General features: G+C 72.4%; 23 protein-coding genes. 8 read left to right on the top strand and 15 right to left on the bottom strand.

All coding sequences use genetic code 11. The features are described 5' to 3' along the window. Window positions 1–32: 32 nt before the first annotated feature. From IE251_RS29860 to IE251_RS29840, 5 genes are all read right to left on the bottom strand, one after another. Window positions 33–1,715, bottom strand: a complete 1,683-nt coding sequence (locus tag IE251_RS29860) for an FAD-dependent monooxygenase (RefSeq protein WP_189756105.1) — start codon at window positions 1,713–1,715, stop codon at window positions 33–35. Window positions 1,716–1,892: 177 nt separating this feature from the next. Beyond that, window positions 1,893–2,789 (bottom strand): amino acid ABC transporter permease, encoded by an 897-nt coding sequence (locus IE251_RS29855; RefSeq protein WP_189756104.1) that lies wholly within the window; start codon window positions 2,787–2,789, stop codon window positions 1,893–1,895. Beyond that, window positions 2,786–3,454, bottom strand: a complete 669-nt coding sequence (locus IE251_RS29850) for an amino acid ABC transporter permease (RefSeq protein ID WP_189756103.1) — start codon at window positions 3,452–3,454, stop codon at window positions 2,786–2,788. Before IE251_RS29850 ends, IE251_RS29855 begins: the two co-directional genes overlap by 4 nt. 75 nt (window positions 3,455–3,529) lie before the next feature. After that, window positions 3,530–4,360 carry a glutamate ABC transporter substrate-binding protein gene (locus IE251_RS29845; protein WP_189756102.1) on the bottom strand — a complete coding sequence of 277 codons (831 nt, stop codon included), beginning with the start codon at window positions 4,358–4,360 and terminating at the stop codon, window positions 3,530–3,532. Window positions 4,361–4,425: 65 nt separating this feature from the next. Then, window positions 4,426–5,202, bottom strand: coding sequence for an amino acid ABC transporter ATP-binding protein (locus IE251_RS29840; protein WP_030785522.1), 777 nt, complete (start codon window positions 5,200–5,202; stop codon window positions 4,426–4,428). A gap of 296 nt (window positions 5,203–5,498) precedes the next feature. On the opposite strand from IE251_RS29840, the gene IE251_RS29835 reads away from it, so the two are divergent. Both IE251_RS29835 and IE251_RS29830 read left to right on the top strand, forming a co-directional pair. Continuing rightward, window positions 5,499–6,185 (top strand): response regulator transcription factor, encoded by a 687-nt coding sequence (locus IE251_RS29835; protein ID WP_030785519.1) that lies wholly within the window; start codon window positions 5,499–5,501, stop codon window positions 6,183–6,185. A 9-nt stretch (window positions 6,186–6,194) separates the two neighbouring features. Further along, on the top strand, window positions 6,195–7,625 hold the full coding sequence (locus IE251_RS29830) for a sensor histidine kinase (RefSeq protein WP_189756101.1): 1,431 nt from the start codon (window positions 6,195–6,197) through the stop codon (window positions 7,623–7,625). Between the two features lie 50 nt (window positions 7,626–7,675). Here the strand turns inward: IE251_RS29830 and IE251_RS29825 are convergent, their stop codons facing one another. Beyond that, the gene (locus tag IE251_RS29825; RefSeq protein ID WP_189756100.1) at window positions 7,676–8,674 is read right to left on the bottom strand and encodes a TAXI family TRAP transporter solute-binding subunit; all 999 of its coding nucleotides are present in this window, start codon (window positions 8,672–8,674) and stop codon (window positions 7,676–7,678) included. A 99-nt stretch (window positions 8,675–8,773) separates the two neighbouring features. Here IE251_RS29825 and IE251_RS29820 point away from each other — a divergent pair, with 99 nt between their 5' ends. Beyond that, the gene (locus tag IE251_RS29820; RefSeq protein ID WP_189756099.1) at window positions 8,774–9,184 is read left to right on the top strand and encodes a pyrophosphohydrolase domain-containing protein; all 411 of its coding nucleotides are present in this window, start codon (window positions 8,774–8,776) and stop codon (window positions 9,182–9,184) included. Between the two features lie 590 nt (window positions 9,185–9,774). Here the strand turns inward: IE251_RS29820 and IE251_RS29815 are convergent. Then, window positions 9,775–10,221: a MarR family winged helix-turn-helix transcriptional regulator gene (locus IE251_RS29815; RefSeq protein WP_189756098.1), complete on the bottom strand. Its 447-nt coding sequence runs from the start codon at window positions 10,219–10,221 to the stop codon at window positions 9,775–9,777. A gap of 53 nt (window positions 10,222–10,274) precedes the next feature. Then, window positions 10,275–10,634: a DUF6204 family protein gene (locus IE251_RS29810; protein ID WP_189756097.1), complete on the bottom strand. Its 360-nt coding sequence runs from the start codon at window positions 10,632–10,634 to the stop codon at window positions 10,275–10,277. 220 nt (window positions 10,635–10,854) lie between these two features. On the opposite strand from IE251_RS29810, the gene IE251_RS29805 reads away from it, so the two are divergent. Then, the gene (locus IE251_RS29805) at window positions 10,855–11,397 is read left to right on the top strand and encodes a hypothetical protein (RefSeq protein WP_229897000.1); all 543 of its coding nucleotides are present in this window, start codon (window positions 10,855–10,857) and stop codon (window positions 11,395–11,397) included. 38 nt (window positions 11,398–11,435) lie between these two features. Here IE251_RS29805 and IE251_RS29800 read toward each other — a convergent pair whose 3' ends face one another. The 4 genes from IE251_RS29800 to IE251_RS29785 all read right to left on the bottom strand — a co-directional run bounded on the left by IE251_RS29800 (window position 11,436) and on the right by IE251_RS29785 (window position 16,664). After that, window positions 11,436–12,695 carry a cation:proton antiporter domain-containing protein gene (locus IE251_RS29800; protein ID WP_189756096.1) on the bottom strand — a complete coding sequence of 420 codons (1,260 nt, stop codon included), beginning with the start codon at window positions 12,693–12,695 and terminating at the stop codon, window positions 11,436–11,438. A gap of 230 nt (window positions 12,696–12,925) precedes the next feature. After that, window positions 12,926–14,038, bottom strand: coding sequence for a lytic polysaccharide monooxygenase auxiliary activity family 9 protein (locus IE251_RS29795; RefSeq protein WP_189756095.1), 1,113 nt, complete (start codon window positions 14,036–14,038; stop codon window positions 12,926–12,928). 118 nt (window positions 14,039–14,156) lie between these two features. Beyond that, window positions 14,157–15,284, bottom strand: a complete 1,128-nt coding sequence (locus tag IE251_RS29790; RefSeq protein WP_189756094.1) for a glycoside hydrolase family 12 protein — start codon at window positions 15,282–15,284, stop codon at window positions 14,157–14,159. Between the two features lie 357 nt (window positions 15,285–15,641). Beyond that, a complete protein-coding gene (locus IE251_RS29785; protein WP_189756093.1) occupies window positions 15,642–16,664 on the bottom strand; it encodes a LacI family DNA-binding transcriptional regulator in 1,023 nt (340 codons plus the stop codon). A gap of 562 nt (window positions 16,665–17,226) precedes the next feature. On the opposite strand from IE251_RS29785, the gene IE251_RS29780 reads away from it, so the two are divergent. Beyond that, a complete protein-coding gene (locus tag IE251_RS29780; protein ID WP_189756092.1) occupies window positions 17,227–18,045 on the top strand; it encodes an SDR family NAD(P)-dependent oxidoreductase in 819 nt (272 codons plus the stop codon). A gap of 612 nt (window positions 18,046–18,657) precedes the next feature. Here IE251_RS29780 and IE251_RS29775 read toward each other — a convergent pair. Both IE251_RS29775 and IE251_RS29770 read right to left on the bottom strand, forming a co-directional pair. After that, window positions 18,658–19,830: an MAB_1171c family putative transporter gene (locus IE251_RS29775; protein WP_229896999.1), complete on the bottom strand. Its 1,173-nt coding sequence runs from the start codon at window positions 19,828–19,830 to the stop codon at window positions 18,658–18,660. After that, entirely contained in the window at window positions 19,817–20,338 is a 522-nt protein-coding gene (locus IE251_RS29770) for a regulator component (RefSeq protein WP_189756091.1), read from the bottom strand. The genes IE251_RS29775 and IE251_RS29770 overlap by 14 nt, the downstream gene beginning before the upstream one ends. Window positions 20,339–20,781: 443 nt before the next feature. Here IE251_RS29770 and miaB point away from each other — a divergent pair, with 443 nt between their 5' ends. Both miaB and IE251_RS29760 read left to right on the top strand, forming a co-directional pair. Beyond that, window positions 20,782–22,311, top strand: coding sequence for a tRNA (N6-isopentenyl adenosine(37)-C2)-methylthiotransferase MiaB (miaB, locus tag IE251_RS29765; protein WP_189756090.1), 1,530 nt, complete (start codon window positions 20,782–20,784; stop codon window positions 22,309–22,311). A 185-nt stretch (window positions 22,312–22,496) separates the two neighbouring features. After that, window positions 22,497–23,210 carry a class III extradiol dioxygenase subunit B-like domain-containing protein gene (locus IE251_RS29760; protein ID WP_189756089.1) on the top strand — a complete coding sequence of 238 codons (714 nt, stop codon included), beginning with the start codon at window positions 22,497–22,499 and terminating at the stop codon, window positions 23,208–23,210. A 6-nt stretch (window positions 23,211–23,216) separates the two neighbouring features. On the opposite strand, the gene IE251_RS29755 is transcribed toward IE251_RS29760, so the two are convergent. Continuing rightward, window positions 23,217–23,501, bottom strand: a complete 285-nt coding sequence (locus tag IE251_RS29755) for an antitoxin (RefSeq protein ID WP_189756088.1) — start codon at window positions 23,499–23,501, stop codon at window positions 23,217–23,219. Window positions 23,502–23,715: 214 nt separating this feature from the next. Here IE251_RS29755 and miaA point away from each other — a divergent pair, with 214 nt between their 5' ends. Further along, window positions 23,716–24,654, top strand: coding sequence for a tRNA (adenosine(37)-N6)-dimethylallyltransferase MiaA (miaA, locus tag IE251_RS29750; protein ID WP_189756087.1), 939 nt, complete (start codon window positions 23,716–23,718; stop codon window positions 24,652–24,654). Window positions 24,655–24,703 lie beyond the last annotated feature (49 nt).

Genomic DNA, 24,703 nt, shown 5'->3' with positions numbered 1-24,703 from the left:
CGGATCTCTCCCGGCCCGCCCCGCGCTGAGCGTCAGCGCAGGCCCGAGCCCGCTTCCGCCGTCGCCGCCCGCTCACTCATCGGCTGCTCTTCCCGCTCCTGCGCCTGCTCCTGCTCCCGCGCCTCCTCCGCCACCGGTTCCGTCTCCGGTGCCGAGCCCCCCAACGTGGCCTCCGCCGCCGTGTACAGGTCGGCCGGGCGGACCCCGCTCAGCGCGGTGACCAGGTGGCCGTCGGGGCGTACCAGCAGCACGCTGTGCGCCGGGGCGCCCGGGTAGCTCTCGGCGACCAGCAGCTCGGCGGGGTGCGGCAGCGCGGTCACGGCCGCCGCGAGCCGGGGCATCACGCCGGCGGACACCCAGTGCTTGCGGTCCCACACCCCCGTACCCGGCGCGATCAGTACGACCAGCAGCGCGCCGCGGCCGAGCCGGTCCCGCAGCCGGACGAAGGAGCCGTCCTCCGCCGTGACCCGCACGTCGGTCACCTGGGCGCCGGGCGGGGTGCCGACGGGGATCGCCGCCTCCAGGCGCGGGGGCGTGAGCGGCGAGCCGGCGTGGTCGCCGGGCGTGCCCAGCGCACCGCGTCCCAGGTGGCCGTCGGTGAACTGCGCGTCCTGCCCGCGGGCCGCGCCCGGGACGATGCCGCGCAGTCCGCCGCCGCGCAGTACCGGCAGCGCCTGGTCGGCGGCGCGCAGCCGGGCGGCGACCACCGCGCGCCGCTCGGTCTGGTAGCTGTCCAGCAGGGCCTCGCGGGGGCCGTGGTGCCAGGCCGTGGCCAGCTTCCAGGCGAGGTTGTCGGCGTCCCGCAGGCCCTCGTCGAGCCCCTGGGTGCCGAACGCGCCGAGCAGATGCGCCGCGTCCCCCGCGAGGAAGACCCGGCCGGCGCGCCACCGGCGGGCCAGCCGGTGGTGCACGGTGTGGACACCGGTGTCGAGCAGGTCGTACGCCGGTGCGTCACTGCCCGTCCAGCCCGTGAGGGTCTCGCGGATGCGGGTGAGCACGACCTCGGGCGTGACCAGGTCCTTGCCCGGCGGCAGCAGCCAGTCCAGGCGCCAGGCGCCGTCCGGGAGGGGACGGGCGGTCACCTCCCCGGCCGAGGGTCCGGACGACTTCCACGGCGGCATCCGGTGGAGCAACGCATGGCCGTCCCACGGAAGTTCCGTCCGCAGTGCGGCCACCGCGTGCCGTTCCACCGCCGTGCGGCCGGGGAAGCGGATGTCCTGGAGCTTGCGCACGGTCGAGCGGGGGCCGTCGCAGCCGACCAGGTAACTGCCGCGCCACCAGGCCGCCTTCGGGGCGCGGGTGTGCGCGGTGACGCCGGTCCGCTCCTGTTCTACGGCGTCCAGGCGGCTGTCGGTGGCCACCTCGGCCAGCGGCTCGCCGGCGAGGGCCGCGCGCAGGGCGTTCGTCACGATGTGCTGGGCGATGTGCAGGGGGGCGGCGGGATCGTCCTCGGCGAAGGCGATCTCGGTCATCACCTGCTTGCGCCTGACGGACCGCCATCCGGCCCAGCGCACACCGTGCTCGTCGAGCGCCAGCCCGGTCAGCCGTTCCAGCAGGGCGGCCGTGTCCTCGCGCAGGACGACGGTGCGCGCCGGGCGGGGCTCGTCCTTGCCGGGACCCTCGTCCAGGACGACGACGGGCACGTTCTGACGGGTCAGCAGCAGGGCGAGCGTGAGGCCGACGGGTCCCGCTCCGATGATGATCACCGGGTCCATGGTGCGACGCCCCCTGCCCGTGACGATGCCCTGACGGAGACAAGTGAACAGGAAGGAGGAGCGGGGTGCACGATCACAAAACGTATGCAACCCATTGGCAGAGTTCGCGTCAAGCGACCGGGGGCAGTGGCGATCATGCCGCTGCCCCCGAGTGGTGCGTTCGGGTCTGACCGGCCGTCAGGCCGAGGTTCCGGTGCCCGCGTGGCCGGGGATGCCGGCCGTGTCGTCGACGCTCAGCACCGCGCCGGTCGACTTCTTGCGCCGCCGCAGCCGGCCCTCCAGCCAGCTCGCGAAGGTGGTCAGCGAGAAGTTGATGATCAGGTAGATCACGGCGACGATCGTGAAGGAGGCGATGGTGTTGGCGCCGTAGTAGGCGCTCATCGTGTTCGCGGAGGCGAGCAGTTCCGGGAAGGTGAGGACGGCACCGCCGAGCGCGGTGTCCTTCACGATGACCACCAGCTGGCTGACGATCGCGGGGAGCATCGCGGTGACCGCCTGCGGCAGCAGGATGGTCCGCATCACCTGTCCCTTGCGCAGGCCGATCGCCATGGCCGCCTCGGACTGGCCCTTCGGCAGCGAGAGGATGCCCGCGCGGACGATCTCGGCGAGGACGGACGCGTTGTACAGCACCAGGCCGGTGACGACCGCGTAGAACGGACGGTCGTCCGAGCTCACGTCGGTGTACTGGGCGAAGAGCGCCAGACCGAAGATCATCAGGACCAGGACGGGGATCGCGCGGAAGAACTCCACCACGACCGCCGCCGGCACCCGCACCCAGACGTGGTCCGACAGCCGCGCTATGCCGAGGACGGCACCCAGGGGCAGCGCGAGGAGCATCGACAGCGCCGCCGCCTCCAGCGTGTTCTGCAGACCGGGCCATATGTACGTCGAGTACGCCTCGGTACCGCCGCCGAGATAGGGCTTCCACAGCGCCCAGTCCAGCTGGTTCTTCTCGTCCAGGGCGGAGTACACCCACCACACGAGGGCCGCGAGCGCGGCGAGGAAGACCACCGTGTAGAGGATGTTGCGCCGCTTGGCGCGCGGCCCCTGGGCGTCGTACAGGACCGAAGTCATCGCTTCACCGCCACCTTCTTGCCCACCCAGCCGAGGATCAGGCCGGTCGGTAGGGTCAGGCAGCAGAAGCCGAAGGCGATGATCGCGGAGATCAGCAGCAGCTGCGCCTCCTTCTCGACCATGTCCTTCATCAGCAGTGCCGCCTCGGCGACGCCGATCGCCGCCGCCACTGTCGTGTTCTTCGTCAACGCGATGAGTACGTTGGCCAGCGGGCCGACGGCCGCGCGGAACGCCTGCGGCAGCACGACCAGGAACAGCACCTGGGTGAAGTTCAGGCCGATGGCGCGCGCGGCCTCCGCCTGGCCGACCGGCACCGTGTTGATGCCGGACCGGATCGCCTCGCACACGAAGGCCGACGTGTAGACGATCAGTCCGAGGACGGCCAGCCGGAAGTTGGCCTTGTCGACGATGTCGCCGGCACCCAGGCTGATGCCCAGGGTGTCGTGCAGGCCGAGCGAGGAGAACAGGATGATCACCGTGAGCGGGATGTTCCGCACGATGTTCACGTAGGCGGTGCCGAAGCCGCGCATCAACGGCACCGGGCCCACCCGCATGGCGGCCAGCAGGGTGCCCCAGATCAGGGAGCCCACGGCGGACAGCAAGGTCAGCTGCACCGTCGTCCAGAAGGCGCCCAGTACGTCGTAGTCGTCAAGAAAGTCGAACACGTTCTCCCGCGCTTCCGCGTGTAGGGATGCCCGGGTGCGCCGCCCTCACGGACGGCGCACCCGCCGGGCGTTGCCTCAGCTCTTGATGTCGCCGATCTTCGGGGCGGGCTCGTTCTTGTAGCCGGCCGGGCCGAGGTTCTTGTCCACGGCCTTCTGCCAGGAACCGTCGGAAACCATCGACTCGAGGGCCTTGTTGATCTTGTCCTTGAGGTCGCTGCCCTTCTTGACGCCGATGCCGTAGTTCTCGTTCGTCATCTTCAGGCCGCCGAGCTTGAACTTGCCCTTGAACTGGGACTGCGAGGCGTAGCCGGCGAGGATCGAGTCGTCCGTGGTCAGGGCGTCGATCGCCTTGTTCTGCAGACCGGTCAGGCACGCGGAGTACGTCGGGTACTTCTGGAGCTGCGCCTTGGGGGCCAGCTTCTCCTTGACGTTCTGCGCCGAGGTCGAGCCGGTGACCGAACACAGCCGCGCCTTGTTCAGGTCCTGCGCCGACTTGATGGAGGTGTCGTCCGCGCGGACCAGCACGTCCTGGTGGGCCAGCAGGTACGGGCCGGCGAAGTCGACCAGCTTCTGGCGCTCCGGGGTGATCGAGTAGGAGGCGACGATGAAGTCGACGTCACCGCGCTGGAGCATGGTCTCGCGGTCGGCGCTCTTCGACTCCTTCCACTCGATCTGGTCCTCCTTGTAGCCGAGCTTCCCGGCGACATAGGTGGCCACGTCGACGTCGAGACCCGAGTAACCCTGCGGCGTCTTCTGGCCGATGCCCGGCTGGTCGTACTTGATGCCGATGGTGATCGTCTTGCCACCGCCGGAACCCTTGTCGTCCTTGCCGCCGCCGCACGCGGTGGCGGCCACGGACAGGGCGAGGAGGACGGCCGAGGCGGCGGTGACCTTGCGGAGCTTCATCGTGAACATCCTTCTGAGTGGTGAGGAACGAGTCCCTGAGGCGCGGGCGGCGGGGGCCGTGCCGGTCAGTGGTGCAGGATCTTGGACAGGAAGTCCTTGGCCCGGTCGCTGCGCGGGTTGCTGAAGAACTGGTCGGGCGAGGATTGTTCAACGATCCGCCCGTCCGCCATGAAGACGACCCGGTTCGCGGCCGACCGCGCGAAGCCCATCTCGTGCGTGACGACGATCATCGTCATGCCCTCGCGTGCCAGCTGCTGCATGACCTCCAGGACCTCGTTGATCATCTCGGGGTCGAGCGCGGAGGTCGGCTCGTCGAACAGCATGACCTTCGGGTCCATCGCCAGCGCCCGCGCGATCGCGACCCGCTGCTGCTGGCCGCCCGACAGCTGGGCGGGGTACTTGTCGGCCTGGGTGCCCACACCGACCCGGTCCAGCAGCGACCGGGCCTTCTCCTCGGCCTTCTTCTTGTCCGCCTTGCGCACCTTGACCTGACCGAGCATCACGTTCTCGAGCACGGTCTTGTGCGCGAACAGGTTGAACGACTGGAACACCATCCCGACGTCCGCCCGCAGCCTGGCCAGCTCCCGGCCCTCGTGCGGCAGGGGCTTGCCGTCGATCGTGATCGTGCCCGAGTCGATCGTCTCCAGGCGGTTGATGGTGCGGCACAGCGTCGACTTACCGGACCCGGAGGGCCCGATGACCACGACGACCTCGCCGCGGGCGATCGTCAGGTCGATGTCCTGGAGCACGTGCAACGCGCCGAAGTGCTTGTTGACGCTCTTCAGGACGACCAGTTCGTCGGACGTGGCCACGTCTTCCTTGGCCACCGTTACTTTGGTCATCGCTCTCAGGCTCCGTCCTCCTCGGGTTTCCGAGGACAGTAGTGAGAGCCTGTGACCTGCGTCATCACATCTGAGGGAGATCTGAGCATCACGATCCGGTAGCAATCGGACACGTGTCGTAGCACTTGGGGTCCGCGCGCGTATCGGCCGGATAACGGAAGAGACGGGCAACCCGAAGCCCCTTGACTCCGTCCTCCTCCATCGGCGTCACTGCCATGGTGCACGCGCGCGTGCCAGTGATCTACAAGACCGACGGAAACCGAGACCGTACGACCGCTGAACCGGAGGGGGCCGGAATGAGACTGCTGCTCGTCGAGGACGACAACCACGTCGCCGCGGCCCTGTCCGCCGTCCTCGGGCGCCACGGCTTCCAGGTGACCCACGCGCGCAGCGGCGAGGAGGCCCTCCAGGCGCTCGTCCCCGAGGGCAACGGCTTCGGCGTCGTGCTGCTCGACCTCGGCCTGCCCGACCAGGACGGCTACGAGGTCTGCGGCAAGATCCGCAAGCGCACCAGCACCCCGGTGATCATGGTCACCGCCCGCGCCGACGTGCGCTCCCGCATCCACGGCCTCAACCTGGGCGCCGACGACTACGTGGTCAAGCCGTACGACACCGGGGAACTGCTCGCCCGGATCCACGCCGTCAGCCGCCGCACCGTCCAGGAGGACCCCGTCACCGGCGGCGAGAGCGCCCTGCTGCTCGGCCCCGTCCGGATCGAACTGCCCACCCGGCAGGTCAGCGTGGACGGCGCGGTGATCCAGCTGACCCGCAAGGAGTTCGATCTGCTCGCCCTGCTCGCGCAGCGGCCCGGCGTGGTCTTCCGGCGGGAGCAGATCATCAGCGAGGTCTGGCGCACCAGTTGGGAGGGCACCGGCCGCACCCTGGAGGTGCACGTCGCCTCCCTGCGCGCCAAACTGCGCCAGCCCGCGCTGATCGAGACCGTACGCGGCGTCGGCTACCGGCTCGTCGCCCCGGCCGCCTAGCGGGGACGGGTGCGCACACGCCTCCTCCCGCTGCTCATCGTGCTGCTGGCGGCCGTCCTGCTCGCGCTCGGCATCCCGCTCGCCGGCAGTCTGGCCGCCGCCCAGCAGCAACGGGTCGTCGTGGACCGGATGGACGACGCGGCCCGGTTCGCCGCGCTCGCCCAGTTCGTCACCGACGGGCCCGGCGGATCGCGGCGCACCACCACGGACGAGCGCCGGGCGAGTCTGCGCAGCGAACTGGAGAGCTACTACGACGTCTACGGCATACGCGCGGGCGTCTTCTACCGCAACGGTACGGAGGCGATGGCCAACGCGCCCGGCGACTGGTTCGTCCCGCGCGCGGGTGAGATACGCCGGGCGTTCGACGAGGCACTGCTCAGCCGGCGCAGCCACGACCCGCCGCAGGCCTGGCCCTGGCAGCACAGCCGGCTCGTCGTCGCCTCACCGGTGATCCGGGACGGGGACGTCGTCGCCGTCGTGGTCACCGACTCGCCCACCGAGCAGCTGCGTTCCCGGATCCTGCGCGGCTGGCTGGTCATCGGCGCCGGGGAGATCGCGGCCATGCTGCTCGCCGTCGGCGCCGCGCTCCGGCTCACCGGCTGGGTGCTCAAGCCGGTCAGGGTCCTGGACGCCACCACGCACGACATCGCCACCGGGCGGCTCAAATCCCGGGTCGCGGTGGCCGGCGGGCCGCCGGAACTCAGAAGGCTGGCCCGCTCGTTCAACGAGATGGCGGACAACGTCGAGGCGGTGCTGGAGCAGCAGCGCGCCTTCGTCGCCGACGCCTCGCACCAGTTGCGCAACCCGCTCGCGGCGCTGCTGCTGCGCATCGAACTGCTCGCCCTCGAACTCCCCGAGGGCAACGCGGAGATCGCCTCGGTCCGTACCGAGGGAAAGCGCCTCGCGCAGGTCCTGGACGATCTGCTCGACCTGGCGCTGGCCGAGCACGCCGAGGCCGACCTGGGGCTGACCGACATCGGCGCGCTGGCCGGGGAACGGGTGGCCGCCTGGGCGCCGGCCGCCCGCGCCAAGGGAGTGAGCCTGACCGGCGACTGCCCGCCCGTCACCGCCTGGGCCGACCCGATCGCCCTGTCCAGCGCCCTGGACGCGGTGATCGACAACGCCGTGAAGTTCACCCCCGAGGACGGCACGGTCGAGGTCGCCGTCTCCGCCGACGGCGACACCACCACGGTCGTCGTCACGGACACCGGGCCCGGCCTCACCGACGAGGAACTCGCGCGCGTGGGCGACCGGTTCTGGCGCAGCGGCCGGCACCAGAACGTCAAGGGCTCGGGCCTGGGCCTGTCCATCACCCGCGCCCTGCTCGCGGCGGGCGGCGGCTCGGTCGACTTCGCCCACCACGAGCCGCGCGGACTACGGGTCACCGTCAGCGTGCCACGGCACCCGCCGACCACCGAACCGACTCCGGGCGCGCGCTAGGCGCACGGCGCACGGCGAACCCACCCGGTACCGCGCACGCCGGTCGTCCGTCAGGGCTTCACCGAGCGGTAGTAGCGCCGGGCGCCCTCCTGGAGCGGCAGCGGGCCGGTGTAGATGGCGGTGCGCAGGTCGACCAGCTGGGCGGAGTGGACATGGGCGCCGATGCCGTCCCGGCTCTTGATCACCGTGCGGGTCACCCACTCGGTCAGCCGGGGATCGACGTCCGTACGGGTCATCAGCACGTTGGACACGGCGATCGTCGGCACCTCGGCCCCCCGCTGCACGTTCGGGTAGGCCGACTCGGGGATCTTCGTGGACCGGTAGTAGCGCGCCCACTCGCCCTGGCCGTGCAGCCGGGCGACCAGGTCGTCGTTGATCGGCACGAACCGGAAGGCGCCCTTCTGCGCCAACGGGGCCAGCCCCTTCGTGGGCAGGCCGCCGGACCAGAAGAAGGCGTCGATCTTCCCCTCCCGCAGCCGCGCCGGCCCGGTGTCGATGCCGTCCCCGGCCGGGGTGATGTCCTTGCGCGGATCGATCCCGGCGGCCCGGAGCACCCGCTCGGCTATCAGCCGCACCCCCGAATCCGGCAGTCCGATCGCCACCCGCTTGTGCCGCAGGTCCGCGACATCGCTGATGTCCGAGCCCGGGGCCACGATGAGCTGCACGTAGTCGTCGTAGAGCCGGGCCACCCCGCGCAGCCGCCCGGCCCCCTTGCCCTGCCGCAGTCCGTACGCCGCCACCGCGTCGGCCGCCGCGATGGTGAAGTCAGCCCGCCCGGACGCCACCCGCTCCACGTTCTCCTGGGAACCGGCGCTGTTCAGCAGCTTCACCGTCAGCCCCGGCATGTCCTTGCCCATCTCGGTGCGCAGCCGCTCGCCGTACTCCTGGTACACCCCGCGGGGCGTACCGGTGCTGAACACGATCGTCCCGCTCGGCGGCTTCTCGCCGAGCGGCAGCAGCCACCACAACAGCAGCCCGAGGGCCACGACACCGACGGCCGCGCCGCGCAGCGCCGCGCGCCTGCCGACCCGGGGGAACGTCTTGGACATGCGGCGATCCTGCCAGCAGGGCCACGGCGGTGACCAGGGCCGGTGCCACAGCGACCGCCGCCGGGGGGCGTTGTCGGTGCCGCCCGTTAGAGTCGCCGCATGAGCACTTCGCCCGCCCGTCTCGTCCACGAGTTCCACCGCGCCTTCGGCCTCGACGTCCGCGACACCCCGACGGAGGTGGACCCCGGCCTGGCCGCCCACCGGGGCGAACTGCTCGCCGAGGAGGCCGAGGAGGTCGCCGAGGTCGCGGTCCGGGGCCCGCTGGACCGGCTCGCGCACGAGCTGGCCGACGTGGTGTACGTGGCCTACGGCACGGCCCTGGTGCACGGCATCGACCTCGACGAGGTGATCGCCGAGATCCACCGCGCCAACATGAGCAAGCTCGGCCCGGACGGACAGGTCGCCCGCCGGGCCGACGGCAAGGTCCTCAAGGGCGAGCACTACCGCGCCCCGGACGTCTCCGCCGTACTGCGCCGCCAGGGGTGGATACCGGGTGGCGACGGCGCCTGACGCGCGCGGCCGGTTACGAGGCACCGGGCCGGGCGCGCCGGTTTTCCGCCGGTGTGCGCCTGCGGGGCGAGGGAGCGCCGGACCAGGTGGGCCGGTGTCCCGTCGACGTACGCCGGCGGGTTGCGGGGAGCGTCGACCGGGGTGGGGGTTCGGTATCCCGCCGGCGCGTGCCCGCGGGGCTGGACGGTTCAGTGGTCGGTGGGCGTATGCCTGCCGGGGCTGGGTGGTTCAGCGTCCCTGTCGGCGTATGCCTGCCGGACTGGGCGGTTTGCGGTCGGTCGGCCCACGTCGCCCGAGCCGGTGGTTCAGCGTCCCCGCCGGTGTGCGCCTGCGGGGACGAGGGAGCGCTGGACCAGGTAGGCCGGTGTCCCGTCGACGTGCGCCAGCGGGTTGCGGGGAGCGTCGACCGGGGTGGGCCGGTGTCCCGCCGACGCACGCCGGCCGGAGCGGGGGTTCGGTATCCCGCCGGCGCGTGCCCGCCGGGCCGGGTGGTCCGGTGCCCCCGTCGGCGCACGCCGGCCGGGGCCGGGTGGTTCAGCGACCCCGCCCGGCGTACGTCCGCCGGGCAGGGCGCGTCCCGTCGGCGCGGGTCAGGCCCCCTTCAAGCCCGTGCCGCCCAGGCGGGTCAGCAGGGACGTGAGGCGGGCGAGGTCCGCCGGGGACCAGTCCGGGGCGGCGAAGATCTCGGCGGCCGTCTCCCGGGCCGTGGCCAGCATCTCCGTCAGCCGCCGCCGGCCCGTCCTGGTCAGCGCCGCGTACGCCACACGCGCGTCCCGGGCGTCCGGCTCCCGGGTCACCAGCCCGATCCGCTCCAGCGGAGCGAGTCCGCGCGTGACCCCGGAGGCGGTCAGCCCCAGCGCCTCGGCCAGGTCGACCCGGCGCATCCGGGCGCCGGGCGCCTGTGCCAGCCGGAGCAGCAGCGTGAAGTCGGCGAGGCTGACGCCGTGCAGCCCGCCGAGCCGCGCGTCGAAGCGCCGTACCAGCGCCGTCTGGGCCCGTACCAGCCGCAGCGCCGCGTCCAGCGCATCCTCGCTCATCGCGTCCGCCTTCCCTTGCCGACTCCTTGACTGCTCAAGTTTATGCCCGCGCTTCAGGAGCCGGTCGCCCGGGCGGCGCGGCGCTGTCGCTTGCCCAAGGGGGCCTGGGAGAGGTCCTCGGCGGTGGCCCGCAGGTGCTTGTAGCCGTAGCCGCGCTCGGTGAGCCAGGACGTGGCCGTCTCCTCGGCCCGTTCGGTCGCCCCCAGGATGTCCTCCTCCTTCTCGCCCGTGGCGGAGAAGCGGAAGACGAAGGCGGGCCGGGCGGCGATGTCGTAGGTGAGCGTTCCCTCGGGCGTGAACGCGGCGCGCAGGACGTCGTGTTCGGCGGCGCCGGCGAGGAGGGCGGCGCGCTGGGCTTCGGTGAGGCCGTCGAAGGCGCCGCGGACGGTGATGCGGAAGGTTCGTGTGGTCATCCCGCGACTGTAGGCAGGGCGGAGCGGGAAGCTCCACCCGGTTTCCGGGCGCCGTAGGGCAGAGCGGGGGCACGGACCCGGACGGCTCCAGGGCCGGCCGGTGCGGCCGTCCGGCCCGGTCGGTGGCGGGGCGAACACCGGGCGAGGTCCGGGCCGGCCGTTCACCGGGCCGGACACCGGTGCTTACCTGAACATGGCGGAACTACGGTGTGGAGGCGGGGTGGACCTCGGGGAAGCGACCGCGCCCGTGGTCGCGGTCGTAGGAGTCGTCGGGACGCTGTTGTCCGCGCTGCTGACCCAGCGCGCCGCCGACCGCGGCCGGCGGCGCGAACTGGACCGCGTCGAGCAGGTACGGGAGCGGCGCCGGCACGCCCAGGAACTGCGCGCCTGCTCCGTCGCCCTCAACGCCTCCGCCCGGCAGTACCTGGCCGCGCTCACCGACCAGGTGCACGCGCTGGGCCGGGAGGAGGAACTGCGGATCGTACGGCAGCGGCTCACCCGGGCACGCGACCAGTACCGGGACGTGTACGCCGAGGCCCAGATGCGGCTGCCGGAGCGGGTGCTCGAGCTCGTGGCCGACCTCAGCCACGACCTGGGGGCGGTGTACGGCATGGTCCGGCGCCTGGACGACGGTGTCCCGCGCGCCGGGGACTCGCCCGAGGCCGTACGGGAGGACATCGACGCGCTGTGGGGCCGGCTACGGCGGACACGGCGCGAGATGCGGACCGAACTGGGCGCCTACGGGGCGGATCCGGGGTGGTGAGGGGAGCGGCCCCTGGGGGAGCGGCGGGGTGCGGGGGCTCAGCGCTTGGCGGCCGGCGACTGGGCGTCGCGCACGGGGAGGACGGGGTCCTGGTCGGCCAGGGCACGCGGCCGCAGAACGGCGAGCAGCGGACCGGCCATCGCCGTCGTCACGACCGCCATCACGACCATCAGCGAGTACAAGCGCTCGTCCAGCACGCCCAGTTGCAGACCGGCGGTCAGAATGATCAGTTCGGTGAGGCCCCTGGTGTTCATGAGCGTGGCGAGCACCGCCGACTGGCGCGCCGTGACGCGGAAGGCCCGGGCGCTCAGGAACGCGCCGACGAATTTCCCGGTGACCGCGACGAGCAGAATGAGCGCGAAGTCCAGCCAGCCGGACCCGCCCAGGTCCGACAGGTCGACTTTCAGGCCCACGATGATGAAGAAGACCGGTTGCAACAACTGGCCGCTCACATCGCCGATCCGGTCGATGATGTCCGCGCGCAGCCGCTCGGTGGATTCCTTCGGCATCACCACGCCGAAAAGGAAAGCGCCGAAAATGAAATGCAGGCCGATCCGCTCGGTGACCGCCCCCGAGACGAGCAGCCCCGCGAGGACGACCGTCAGCACCGCCGGGGTCAGCCGGGAGCCGCCCGCGCCGACCAGCCGGCGCAGCAGCGGACGCACCACCCACACCATCACGCCGGCGTACGGCACGAGCAGCAGCAGGAGCCACTGGTCGCCGCCCCCTCCGCCGACCAGGGCCACCACGGCGGCGAGCATGCACCAGGCGAGCACGTCACCGATCGCGGCGCAGGCCAGCGCCAGCCCGCCGATCGGGGTGTGCTGCATCTTCCGGTCCGTGAGGATCCGTGCCAGCACCGGGAAGGCGGTCACCGACATCGCCGTGCCCATGAAGAGCACGAAACCCAGCCGGTTCCCCTGGGCGTGGTCGTCGGCCAGCATCAGCGCGAGCAGCGTGCCGAGTCCGAACGGCAGCACAATGCAGGAGACCGCCACGGTGACGGCCAGTCGTCCGGTGCCGCGCAGGATCTTCCGGTCCAGTTCCAGACCCACGATGAACATGAACACGGCCATGCCCACATCGGCGAGCGCGGTGAGCATCGGCCGTACCCCGGGGGGAAACAGGAATTCCGGCACGGAATGGCCCAGGAGAGTGGGGCCGAGCAGAATTCCCGCGAGCACCTCGCCGATGACGGCGGGCTGGGAGAAACGCTGTGCCACGGCGCCCAGTATCCGGGCGAGCACGATGATGAGGGCGAGGTCGCAAAAGAGCGCGAACAGCTGGTTCGTGGTCATCGGTACCTGCCTTGACGACGGGCCGCGTGTGCCGCCCGGAACTTTTGAGGTGCCGTAGACGTGCCCAGCAATGCTTCGGGGTGCGCGCCCGCCTTGTCAATGTCCCCATCCGGCTGACCGGACCAGGACGGCCGGTACCCATAGGCGAGTTGGCGCCACAACGCGGCCGTACACGTAAAAGCGCCGCCTCCCCGGGTGCGGGCCGGGGAGGCGGCGCTTGGCGCACGTCCTCAGGAGGTGCTCTGTGCCGTGACGCAACCGATCGATCCGGCGGGCAGGTTGTTGCCGGTGGAGGTGGCGGTGAAGCCGAACGTGGTACTGCCGTCGGCCGCGACGACCCGGTTGTGGTCCGCGTTGCGGACCGTCACCGTGCCGTCGGCCGCGGTGGTCTGCGTACCGTTCCACAGGCTGTTGATCTTGGTGCCGGTGCCCGGTTTCCAGGACACGGCCCAGCCGTCGAGCGGAGTGGTGCCGTGGTTCATGACCTCGACGGACGCCTGGAAGCCGCCGTTCCACGCGCTGACCACGGAGTAGGTGGCCATGCAGGAACCGGTGTGCGGATCCGTCGGGGTCGGGGTGGGCGTCGGGGTCGGGGTGGGAGTGGGCGTCGGGGTGGGCGTGGTGCCGGAGCCGCCGATGCCCGTCACCTCGCCGTGGCCGCCGTCGAAGACGACGTCGGAGCAGGAGAAGAAGTTCTCCTGGCTGTCCGAGCGGACCCACTGGATGAACAGCAGGGCGTCACCGGAGCGCCCGGCGGGCAGCTGCATGTCCCAGTAGTAGTGGCCGCCGTCGGTGCCGACCGAGCCCTGCTGGGGCGGGTTGGTGACCGTCTGGATCAGGTCGAGGTCGGCCCAGCGCAGCTGACTGGTCGGCGACCAGCCGGGCTTGGTGAGGTAGACCCGGAAGCTGCCCGGGTGCGCCGCCCAGTTGCTGTACTGCGCCTGGATCGTCGCCCCGCTGGTCAGGTGGGTGCGTGGCCAGTCCGAGCGGGCGGCGTTGTACGCGGAGAAGTCGTACGGCGACCGGTCGCCGGCGCTGCACAGGGTGCCGTCCGGGACGTAACCGGCGCCGCGGCCACCGGCGTTGGAGTCGAGCACGGCGAACCAGTTGTACAGCGAGGTCGCCCCGCTCTTGGCCACCGCGTCCTTGCAGGCGGGGTTGGTCGGGTTCATCCCGCCGGTCCCCGTGTGGCCGTCCAGGTAACACAGATAGGTACGGGAGCCGGGCAGCATCGCCACCCCGTGCGCCTTGGCGCTGCCCTGACCCAGCAGGGCCAGGCCGAGCGCGGCCAGCAGGGTCGACAAGGCCGCCACGACCGACAGGAGCCTGCCGCGTCGGGCCACGATTCTCTCCTTCCGTTGGATCGGACGGGCGGTACGCCCCGGGAGGGTGCCGTCCGGTGGGTGTCTCATGTGCGCTCCTCGGGGTGGGTGCGTGGGGGACGGGACGCGGGGGCGGGCGTCACGCGGTGGTGCAGGCGGTTCCGTTGAGGCTGAACCCGGCGGGCTTGGCGAAGGTGCCGCTGTAGGCGCCCTGGAAGCCGAAGGTCACCCGGCCGCCGGCCGCGATCTGCCCGTTGTGGGCCAGGTTCGTGGCCGTGACCGCGCCGGAGGACGGTGTGACCGTGGCGTTCCAGGCGCTGGTGACGCGCTGTCCGGAGGGCAGGGTGAAGGCGAGCCGCCAGCCGTCGACCGGGGTCGCGGAGGTGTTGGCGACGGTGACGTCGGCCGTGAAGCCGCCGGCCCAGACGCTCGTCGCGTACGTCACCTCGCAGGCGGCGGGGGTCCCGGGGCCACCCGGGCCGCTGCCGCCGGTGTTGACCGTGGAGGAGAACGAGTTCACGGCGAGCCCGGCACCGTTCTGCCAGGGCTCGAAGCCGGCCTGCACGCTCGTCAGGTACCAGCTGTTCTGCGCCAGCCCGCGGGCGACGGCCTGCCGGGCGAAGTCCATGACGTCGAAGCTCCAGCTGGTGATCGCCGACGGGGCGACGAAGGACAGCACGTCGTTGGAGCCGTTGTTGCCGGACCACACCTGCCACTGGCGCCCGGCCACGGTGGCGGTGCCGACCTGCGAGCCCACGGGCTGGATCGAGCCCACCTTATTGAACCAGACCATGATCTCGGTCCGGTTGACGCCGTCGGTACGGGGCGTCGGGTCGAGCCAGATGTCGTACGCCGCGTCGTACACCGCGTTGCTCACATAGGAGTACGAGATGCTGGTGGGCGCGCTGGAGATGGTGCCGAGCTGGGCCGGAAGGCTGGTTCCGGGCGAGCAGTTGGTGTAGTGGCAGCCGTAGAAGACGGACGGGTACGACTTCGGGGCGCCGTTCGTCGGGACCGAGCCGTCGGCCTGGGTGATCCGGAAGCCGCTGTCCGTGACGTTGATGCACTGGGTCTCGCTGGTGCCCCAGCGGTTGTTCTGGACGACGTAGCGGCCCTGGATCGTCGTCGAGCCGTACTGGTCGCAGATCGCGGTGTCGGCCCGGGCCGCCGGGGCCGTGGTGAGCAGGGCCGCCAGTGCGGCGAGCGCGGCGAGCAGCGCGCCGACCAGACCACTCGCTCCACGGACGGGGTGCGTTGACGGTCGCATGCGGGTCCTCTCGGGGACGGTCGGATGCGGGAGCGCTCCCGCGCAGATGGGAGCGCTCCCATTACCTCCGTTGGGCAGGGACTGTAGGGAGAGTTCATGTCCCTGACAAGGTGTCGCGCGGCAATGTGTCGAAGAGGTTTCGAAGGCGCAGGTGAGGTGGGGGTGTCGATAGTTTCGATGGGCGGCGACTTCTGGGAGCGCTCCCGAAAGCGGGGGTGCCGACCGGTTGCGGGGGGGGGCGGGGGTTTCCGGGCGTGGACGGGGGGCGTTCTGGCGGACTTCGTGCCGTAGATCCCGGGCGAACCGGCGTGGAGCCGCCGTAACGGCCCTGTCCAGCCGGCCCGCCCGGCGTCGGCGTCAGGCCGAGTCGCGTCGTATCAGCTCGGTGCGGAGGATGACATGGCGCCAGGCCACGGCCGGTTCCTCCAGTTCCTCCAGCAGGAGACGGACCATCGCCCGGCCGATCTCCGCCAGCGGCTGGCGGACCGTGGTCAGGCGCGGCACGGTCTGTTCGGCCAGCGGGAAGTCGTCGAAACCGATGACGGCGACGTCCTCCGGCACCCGGCGCCCCGTCGCCCGCAGTTCCCGCAGCGCGCCGGCCGCCGTGGTGTCCGACGCCGCGAGCACCGCGTCGATGTCCGGGTGCCGCTCGAGCAGCCGGGCCATGGCGCGCCGGCCGCTCTCCTCGGTGAAGTCGCCCTCGGCGATCCAGGACTCGTCGGTGCCCAGCCCGGCCGCGGCGAGCGCTTGGCGGTAGCCGCGCAGCCGGGACTGGGCGACGTACATGTCCCGCGGCCCGGTGATCGTCGCGATCGCCTTGTGGCCCGTGGCCAGCAGATGGGTGACCGCGCTGCGGGCGCCGCCGGCGTTGTCCGCGTCGACGTAGCTGACGTGCTCGTCGCCCGAGCGGCGGCCCAGCATGACGGTCGGCAGCCGGGCCTCGGCGAGCATGTCCGGCAGGGTGTCGTCGGCGCGCACCGACACCAGCAGCGCGCCGTCGACCCGGCCGCCGCGCGCGTACTCCAGGAAGCGCTTGCGTTCGGTGTCCGAGCGGACCATCGTCAGCAGCAGCTGCATCCCGGTGTCGGCCAGCGCGTCGCCGAGCGAGCCGACGATCTCCGAGAAGAAGGGCTCCGCGAACAGCCGCCAGTCCGGCTCCGTCACGACCAGCGCGACCGCGTCGGCACGCCGGCCGGCCAGGGACCGGGCCGCGAGATTGGGCACGTACCCCAGTTCGGCGATGGCTTGCTGCACGGCCTGGCGCGTCGATTCCCGCACCCCCGCCGCGTTGTTGACGACGCGGGAGACCGTGCCCCGGCCCACTCCTGCGTGGGCGGCCACCTCCTCCAGCGTCGGCGTGTCAGGGCGCCGCCTGCCCATTGACCACCTCCCCCCACGAGATCCCCGATCTTACGATTCGCGGGGCATCGCGCACACGGCTTCTTCCGACGACGACCGGTTGGCGCCCACCGCCAGGAAGGCATCCGACGGCGTCGACCGCTGCCCAGGAGCACGACGGCGCGTCCGGCGCCGCCGCGCACGCCCGGCGGTCCGGACCACCAACTCGGCGTGAACTCGCTGGTTCGGTGATGACACGGGCAATCCCCGGGCCGGAGATGGGCCGGGACCGCGGCCGGTCTCCGCGGAGGGCCGCTGGGCCGCCGGAGGCGGTGTACGGCGGAGGGCCGGCCCGGTCGTCGGACCCGGCGTCCGGCTGGTCGCCGCACGTTCGCGGGGCCGTACCCGCACCGGATCCGGGCAGTCGCCCGCGACGCCGGGGCACCGGCCGGGTACCGGCGCCGGTACCCGGAACCGGCCGCGCGGAGAGGGTGTCCCGCCGCTCCCGGGGCGCTGGCCGGAAGTCGTCACCCCAAGATCACCGGGCCCTAAGCTCGGACCCGCTGGGCGAACTCGTCGATCTTGGTGGAAGGGGCCGGAACTGGTGGAGGACAAGAGGGTTGTCATCGTGACCGGCGGAGGCTCGGGCATCGGACAGGCCACGGCCCGGCTGCTCGGCGAGGCCGGGCACCACGTGGTGGTCTCCGGCCGGCGGACCGAGCCCCTGGAGCGCCTCGCGAAGGAGACCGGCGCGCTGGCGCACCCGTCGGACATCGGGGACCCCGACGCGGTCGAGGGACTCGTCCGGGCCGCTCTGGACGCGCACGGACGGCTCGACGGAGTCGTGCTGAACGCGGGCATCGGGCGCGGCGGAGCCGTCGGCGACATGTCGCTGCGCGACTGGGACGACGTGATGCGCACCAACCTCACCGGCCCGCTGCTCCTGCTGCGCGCGGCGATCCCGCACCTGCTGGAGTCCAAGGGCGCGGTGGTCGCCGTCGCCTCGGTGTCCGCGCTGCGCAACGGCACGAGCAACGCCCCGTACGCCACCTCCAAGGCGGCCCTGCTCCAGCTGTGCCGTTCCGTCGCGGTGGACTACGGACGGCAGGGCGTACGGGCCAACACCGTGTGCCCGGGATGGGTGCGCACCGAGATGGCCGACCGGCGCATGGCCCGCTTCGCGGAGGAGGAGCGGCTGCCCGGAGGCATGGAGGACGCCTACGCGGAGGCGACCAGGCTGCTGCCCCAGGGCCGCCCCGGCGAGCCCCGCGAGGTCGCGGAGGCGATCGCCTGGCTGCTGTCCCCGGCGGCCTCCTACGTCAACGGAGCGGTGCTCACCGTGGACGGCGGGGCTACGGCCCTCGACCCCGGGACGCTCGGGTTCGACTACCGGATCACGCCACGCGGCACCACCCTCGACTGAGCCCGGCGCCCCCGAAGACGGCCGACGCCGGCACGGTGCGGCCGGCCTGGGGGCTGCGGTTCGGCAGGGTCGGGGCGGCGGCACCCCGGGTCGGCCAGGTCCGGGCGGCGGGCCCGCGGTCCGGCCGGGTTCCGCCTCCGCCACAGTGGTTCCGCCGGGTTCCGCCGTCGCCGTCAGCGAGGTTCGGCCGGGTCCAGGCGGCGGGCCCGCGGTCCGGCCGGGTCCGCCCGTCGGCACCCCGGTCCGGCCGAGTCCCGCTGCCGTCAGCGTCGGTCCTGCTCCGCCATCGCCGGCGTAGTTCCGGCGATTTTCTCCGCCGTCAACGTGCCCTCGGCTTCCGTCACCGCCCGCGTGCTCCCGCCGAGTTCGGCTGTCGTCAGCATCGGTTCCGCGCCGTCACCGCCCGCGTAGGTCCGTCGAGATCTGCCGCCGTCGACGTGCCCCCGCTTCCGCCACCGCCCGAGTGGTCCCACCGAGTCCGCCGCCCGCGTGCTCCCGTCGACCACCGCCACCGCCGGCTGCTCAGCTCCCGTCGACCGCCGCCACCGCCGGCTGCTCAGCGCCCGCCGACTTCCGCCACCGCCACCGCCGGTCCCGCCGGCTGTCACCCCGTCAGCGCGGTTCGGCGTGGCCGGTGGCCGGTGCGGGCTGTGTGTGGCAGGGCAGCGCGTCGGTCATGGTGGGCCACATGCGGGCGATTCCCAGCAGGGTCTGGGAGCTGCCGTGCGTCACCCCGGGCAGCGGGTGCGGGTCGGACGGTGGCACGCCGACGAGCACGGCACGGCGGGCCTGGCCCACGGCGCCGGCCAGCGCCGCGCAGGCGAGGCGGTCCTCCGGCACCCCGGCCCGCCGGGCGTGCCGGTGCGCCTGCTCGTAGGCGTCCGGCCGCACGTACTGCTGGAGCGTCAGCAGCGCGTCGTACGTCTCGATGGTCTGCCGGTGCGCCTGGAGCACCGGTGGGTAGCGCGGCCGGAGCACCTCCTGGAGCCGGCTGCGCCGGGGCCTGGCGAGCGCCACGTGGGGGACCGCCGTCACCAGGTCCCGCCACAGCGGCCACAGCCGCCAGGAGGTCCGCAGCGCGGCGGCCGACCGGGCCAGCGCGGTGGCGGTGGGCACCAGCAGCGACGCCGCCCGCAGGAGGCCGTGCGCCCCCATCACCATGGACAGCCAGGGCAGCACGGCCGGCGCGAGGCCGTAGAGGTGGCAGAGGTAACCGCACCAGAAGACCAGGGCGAGGACGCTGCCCACCGCGAACAGCCGCAGCGACCACACCAGGTCGCGTTCCGTCGTGCGCCGGCTGTAGCTCCAGCACACCACCAGGGCGACGGCGTCGCCGAGCAGGTGGGCGACGCTGAGGATCAGCCAGTAGGCGGTCGTCGCGGAAGCGGGCCGCTGCGCGGCCGCCGTCCCGATGGGCTGACCGGCCCCTTGCAGATCCATCACGAGCAGCGCCGCCAGGGCCGCCGTCAGCCCCGCCACCACCGAGCGGCGCAGCCGCGGGGAGCGCCGGCAGTCCACCACGAAGAGCAGGACCAGTCCCGCGCTGAGGACCCCGACCAGATTGCGCACCAGCGACACCGCGTGGACGTCGATGCCGGCGGACGTGAGCGCGGTGACGACCCCTCGCTGGAAGAGCGTGATGGCGGTGGTCGCCGTCAGCACGGTGATCCAGAGCCCCCGCAGTCGCGGCTCGCGCAGCGCCGGGCGTGCCCGCCAGGCGAGGGCGCACCACAGGGCGACGACGCCGGCGAGTCCGACCCGGGCCGCCAGCTCACTCACCGGCATCGGCGGTCACCCCCAGGAACGCGCCGAGGCGTCCCAGGGGGCCCGTCACCCGGCCGGTCTTCCCGGCGCTCTGGATGAGGCTGGCGATCATCTCGGCTTCTTGTTCCTCGGTGGTCGTGTAACTGGTTCTGGCCATCAGCCGCCTGACGAGACCGGGCGTGGGAACCTCCGGGAACCGGCCGGCCGGCTGTTCACCGTCGTCCGTGAAGCTCCGGTGGTGATCGCACAGCACATGGCCGATCTCGTGCAGGATGATGTGCTCCTGGTGCAGGGGAGCCGTCCTGGTCTCGTAGAACACGTAGTCGGCGTCCTCGGTGCCCAGCCACAGCCCGCACGCCCCGGTGGCCGCCGCCTGCTCGGGCAGCTCCCGGAGCACGAGCGGACGGCCTCTCATCTCCTCCACCCGCGCGCGGAGCTCCTCGAGGGTGAGCGACCGGTCCACCCCGAGGTCCCGCAGAATCGCGGCACACCTGCGCTGCAGCGCCGCGTACTCGCTCGTTCTCCTCACCTGACGTCACCCCCGTTCGCTGTTTCTCACCGGCCGGAACGGCTGCGGCGGCTCCCCGTCCCTGACGCGTCGGGGGCGACGGCGGACTCGCTTGGGCGTCTCACTCGCTCGGAGACCTCCTCGTCGGTGAAGTGGTCCGGTGTGCCCCCCGGGAAGGCTTTGCCGGTACGGACACGGGCCGTGTCCCGGGGGCAAGCTGCCGACCCACCTAAGCAGGTCGTCCGCCCTTTTGCACACGCCCGCCCGGGCTTTCGGACGCCCTTTGGCGGAAAACGTCTCCTGCTCTCGCGGCCTTTACGGACGTGCCCGCGGTAAACCTCTGTGACTGCCGTCACAGGGGACGGGAGCGGGTGTGTCATCGTCCCTGTCCGCCGTGCCGGGCGGCCGTGCCACCTGGGAACTCCCGGGACACCGGCCGCCCTGGACCGCCTACCCTGGAACGCATGACCAGCAGCAGCGACCGGAGCCCGGCAGTGGACGTTCCCGCCCCCAAGAGTTACGAGATCCGCACCTACGGGTGCCAGATGAACGTCCACGACTCCGAGCGATTGGCCGGGCTGCTCGAAGAGGCCGGATACGTGCGGGCCCCCGAGGGCGCGGACGGGGACGCCGACGTCGTCGTCTTCAACACCTGCGCGGTCCGGGAGAACGCCGACAACCGGCTCTACGGCAACCTCGGCCGGCTCGCGCCGAGGAAGGCCTCGCGCCCCGGCATGCAGATCGCGGTCGGCGGCTGCCTCGCGCAGAAGGACCGCGACACCATCGTGAAGAAGGCGCCCTGGGTGGACGTCGTCTTCGGCACGCACAACATCGGCAAGCTGCCCGTCCTGCTGGAGCGCGCCCGCGTCCAGGAGGAGGCGCAGGTGGAGATCGCCGAGTCCCTGGAGGCGTTCCCCTCCACGCTGCCGACCCGCCGCGAGAGTGCCTACGCGGCCTGGGTGTCGATCTCCGTCGGCTGCAACAACACGTGCACCTTCTGCATCGTCCCGGCGCTGCGCGGCAAGGAGAAGGACCGCCGTCCCGGCGACATCCTCGCCGAGATCGAGACCCTGGTCGGCGAGGGCGTCTCGGAGATCACGCTGCTCGGCCAGAACGTCAACGCCTACGGCTCCGACATCGGCGACCGCGAGGCCTTCAGCAAGCTGCTGCGCGCCTGCGGGAAGATCGAGGGCCTGGAGCGGGTCCGCTTCACCTCCCCGCACCCTCGCGACTTCACGGACGACGTGATCGCGGCCATGGCCGAGACCCCGAACGTCATGCCCCAGCTGCACATGCCGCTCCAGTCCGGCTCGGACACGGTCCTGAAGGCGATGCGCCGCTCCTACCGCCAGGAGCGGTACCTGGGGATCATCGAGAAGGTGCGGGCCGCCATCCCGCACGCCGCGATCACCACCGACATCATCGTGGGCTTCCCCGGCGAGACCGAGGAGGACTTCGAGCAGACGCTGCACGTCGTCCGCGAGGCCCGGTTCGCCCAGGCGTTCACCTTCCAGTACTCCAAGCGCCCCGGCACCCCCGCCGCGACCATGGAGAACCAGATCCCCAAGGAGGTCGTCCAGGCGCGCTACGAGCGGCTGGTCGCCCTTCAGGAGGAGATCTCCTGGGAGGAGAACAAGAAGCAGGTCGGCCGCACGCTGGAGCTGATGGTCGCCGAGGGCGAGGGCCGCAAGGACGGCGCCACCCACCGCCTCTCCGGCCGCGCCCCCGACAACCGCCTGGTCCATTTCACCAAGCCCGACCAGGAGGTCCGCCCCGGCGACGTCGTCACCGTCGAGGTCACCTACGCCGCCCCGCACCACCTCCTCGCCGAGGGCCCCGTACTCGCCGTGCGCCGTACGCGCGCGGGCGACGCCTGGGAGAAGCGCAACGCGGCGGAGAGCGCCAAGCCGGCGGGCGTGATGCTGGGCCTGCCGAAGATCGGCGTGCCCGAGCCGCTCCCGGTGGCGGCGGCCAGCGGCTGCGGCTGCGACTGACGCCCGCCGACGCAAGGGCCGTACGGGGGCCCGGGCGTCCGGAGCTATACGGGTCTCCGCGCGCCCGGAGTCGTACGGCTACCGGCCGTTCGAGGCCCTACGGGTGTCCGGGCATCCGGGCCGTACATCCTCGGTGACCGAGGGCGGCGCCCGGCCGGTCCGCGCGGGGAGTTAACCTGCCGACCATGCTTGTCGCCGCCGCAGTCTGCCCCTGCCCTCCGCTGCTCGTGCCCGAGGTCGCCGCGGGTGCCGCGCCAGAACTGGACGCCGCCCGCGCGGCCTGCTCGGACGCGCTCGGCGTGCTCGCCGCCGCCCGCCCCGACCTGCTGGTGGTCGTCGGTGCCGCCGAGCCGGGCGGGCGCGGCCCGTTCCCGCAGGGCACCCCGGGTACGTTCCGCGGGTTCGGGGTCGACGTGGACGTACGTCTGGGCACCGCCACCGGCGCCGCCCCGGAGCGCGAGCTGCCGGCCTCACTGGCCGTCGGCGCCTGGCTGCTGGAGCGGACCGGCTGGGCGGACGCCCCCGTCGAGGGGCTCGGCGTCGCCGACACGCTGGAGCCCGAGCGGTGCGCCGAGACGGGCCGGGAGCTGGCCGGCCGGGCCGGCCGGGTGGCGCTGCTGGTGATGGGCGACGCCAGCGCCTGCCGCACCCTCAAGGCGCCCGGCTACCTGGACGAGCGCGCGGCACCCTTCGACGCCGAGGCCGCACGGGCGCTCGGAACCGCCGACCTGGCGGCCCTGCGGGCGCTGGACCCCGCGCTCGCCCGTGAACTGAAGGCAGCGGGCCGCGCCCCCTGGCAGATCCTCGCCGGCGCGGCGCACGAAGCGCACCTCACCGGCGCACTGCTGTACGAGGACGCGCCGTACGGAGTGGGGTACCTGGTCGCTACCTGGTCCTGAACTTCCTCATGAAGTCGGTGGCGGTCCCTCCGGGCGGGTCGGGGTCGTCGGGTCCGGGGGCGGCGGTGTCGCCGTAGGGCCGCTCTTGTGCGCGAGGCGGTCCATGGCCTCCTTGGCCTTGCCCGTGCCCGCCTGGATCTTGTCGCTGTACTTGCCCTTGGTCCGCTCGTCGACGGCCTTGGCGGCCTTGTCGATCCCGTGCTGGACCTTGTCCCCATGCTGCCGGGCCAGGTCCGACACCTTGTCCTTGGCCGGGCCCAGCTTGGCCTTCATGTTGTCCATCAGACCCATGGTCCACCTTCCCTCGCGGGGGTTGCCCGCGGACGTCCTCGCCGACCGCGCCGTCCGCCTGCCGGGAAACCGTGCAGGGAAACCGGGCGAATATGCCCGTATTCACTCCATACGGTACTCGTACGGGCGATTCGTCGCGTCGCCCCGTACCTACCCACCTCGCCCGGTGCCGACTCCTTCGAGGCGTCTCCCGGACGTTTGCGAGACTGGTGCGGTGAGCAGTGCACCCGTCGCCCCCCGCGTCATCGCCGTCGTAGGACCCACCGCGGCCGGAAAGTCCGATCTCGGTGTCTTCCTGGCCCAGCAACTCGGCGGCGAGGTCGTCAACGCCGACTCCATGCAGCTGTACCGGGGGATGGACATCGGTACCGCCAAGCTGACGCCCGAGGAGCGCGGCGGCGTCCCGCACCACCTGCTGGACATCTGGGACGTGACGGTCGCCGCCTCGGTCGCCGAGTACCAGAAACTGGCCCGCGCGCGGATCGACGCACTGCTCGCCGAGGGCCGCTGGCCCATCCTGGTCGGCGGCTCCGGCCTCTACGTCCGGGGAGCCGTCGACAACCTGGAGTTCCCCGGCACCGACCCGGAGGTCCGGGCCCGGCTGGAGGAGGAGCTGGCACTGCGCGGCCCGGGCGCCCTGCATGCCCGGCTGGCCGCCGCCGACCCCGAGGCCGGCCGCGCGATCCTGCCGAGCAACGGCCGCCGGATCGTCCGCGCGCTGGAGGTGATCGAGATCACCGGCCAGCCCTTCACGGCCAATCTGCCGGGCCACGACTCGGTGTACGACACCGTCCAGATCGGCGTCGACGTTGCCCGTCCGGAACTGGACGACCGGATCGCGCGGCGCGTCGACCGGATGTGGGAGGCGGGCCTCGTGGACGAGGTGCGCGCACTGGAGGCGCAGGGCCTGCGCGAGGGGCGCACGGCCTCGCGCGCGCTCGGCTACCAGCAGGTCCTCGCGGCGCTGGCCGGGGAGTGCACCGAAGCGGAAGCGCGGGCCGAGACCGTGCGTGCCACCAAGCGCTTCGCGCGCCGCCAGGATGCGTGGTTCAGGCGGGATCCCCGGGTGCACTGGCTGAGTGGGGCCGCCGCGGACCGCGGGGAACTTCCGCAGCAGGCCCTGGCGTTGGTCGAACGACCGGTTACAGCCTGATCACGTCATGGCATCGGGATGCGCCGCCGGTCATCGCGGCCTGCGGCGC

It is taken from the genome of Streptomyces eurythermus, assembly GCF_014649115.1.
Classification (GTDB): Bacteria; Actinomycetota; Actinomycetes; order Streptomycetales; family Streptomycetaceae; genus Streptomyces; species Streptomyces eurythermus.
Note: the sequence above shows the minus strand (reverse complement) of the source record. Positions and strands in the feature narration are given on the sequence as shown.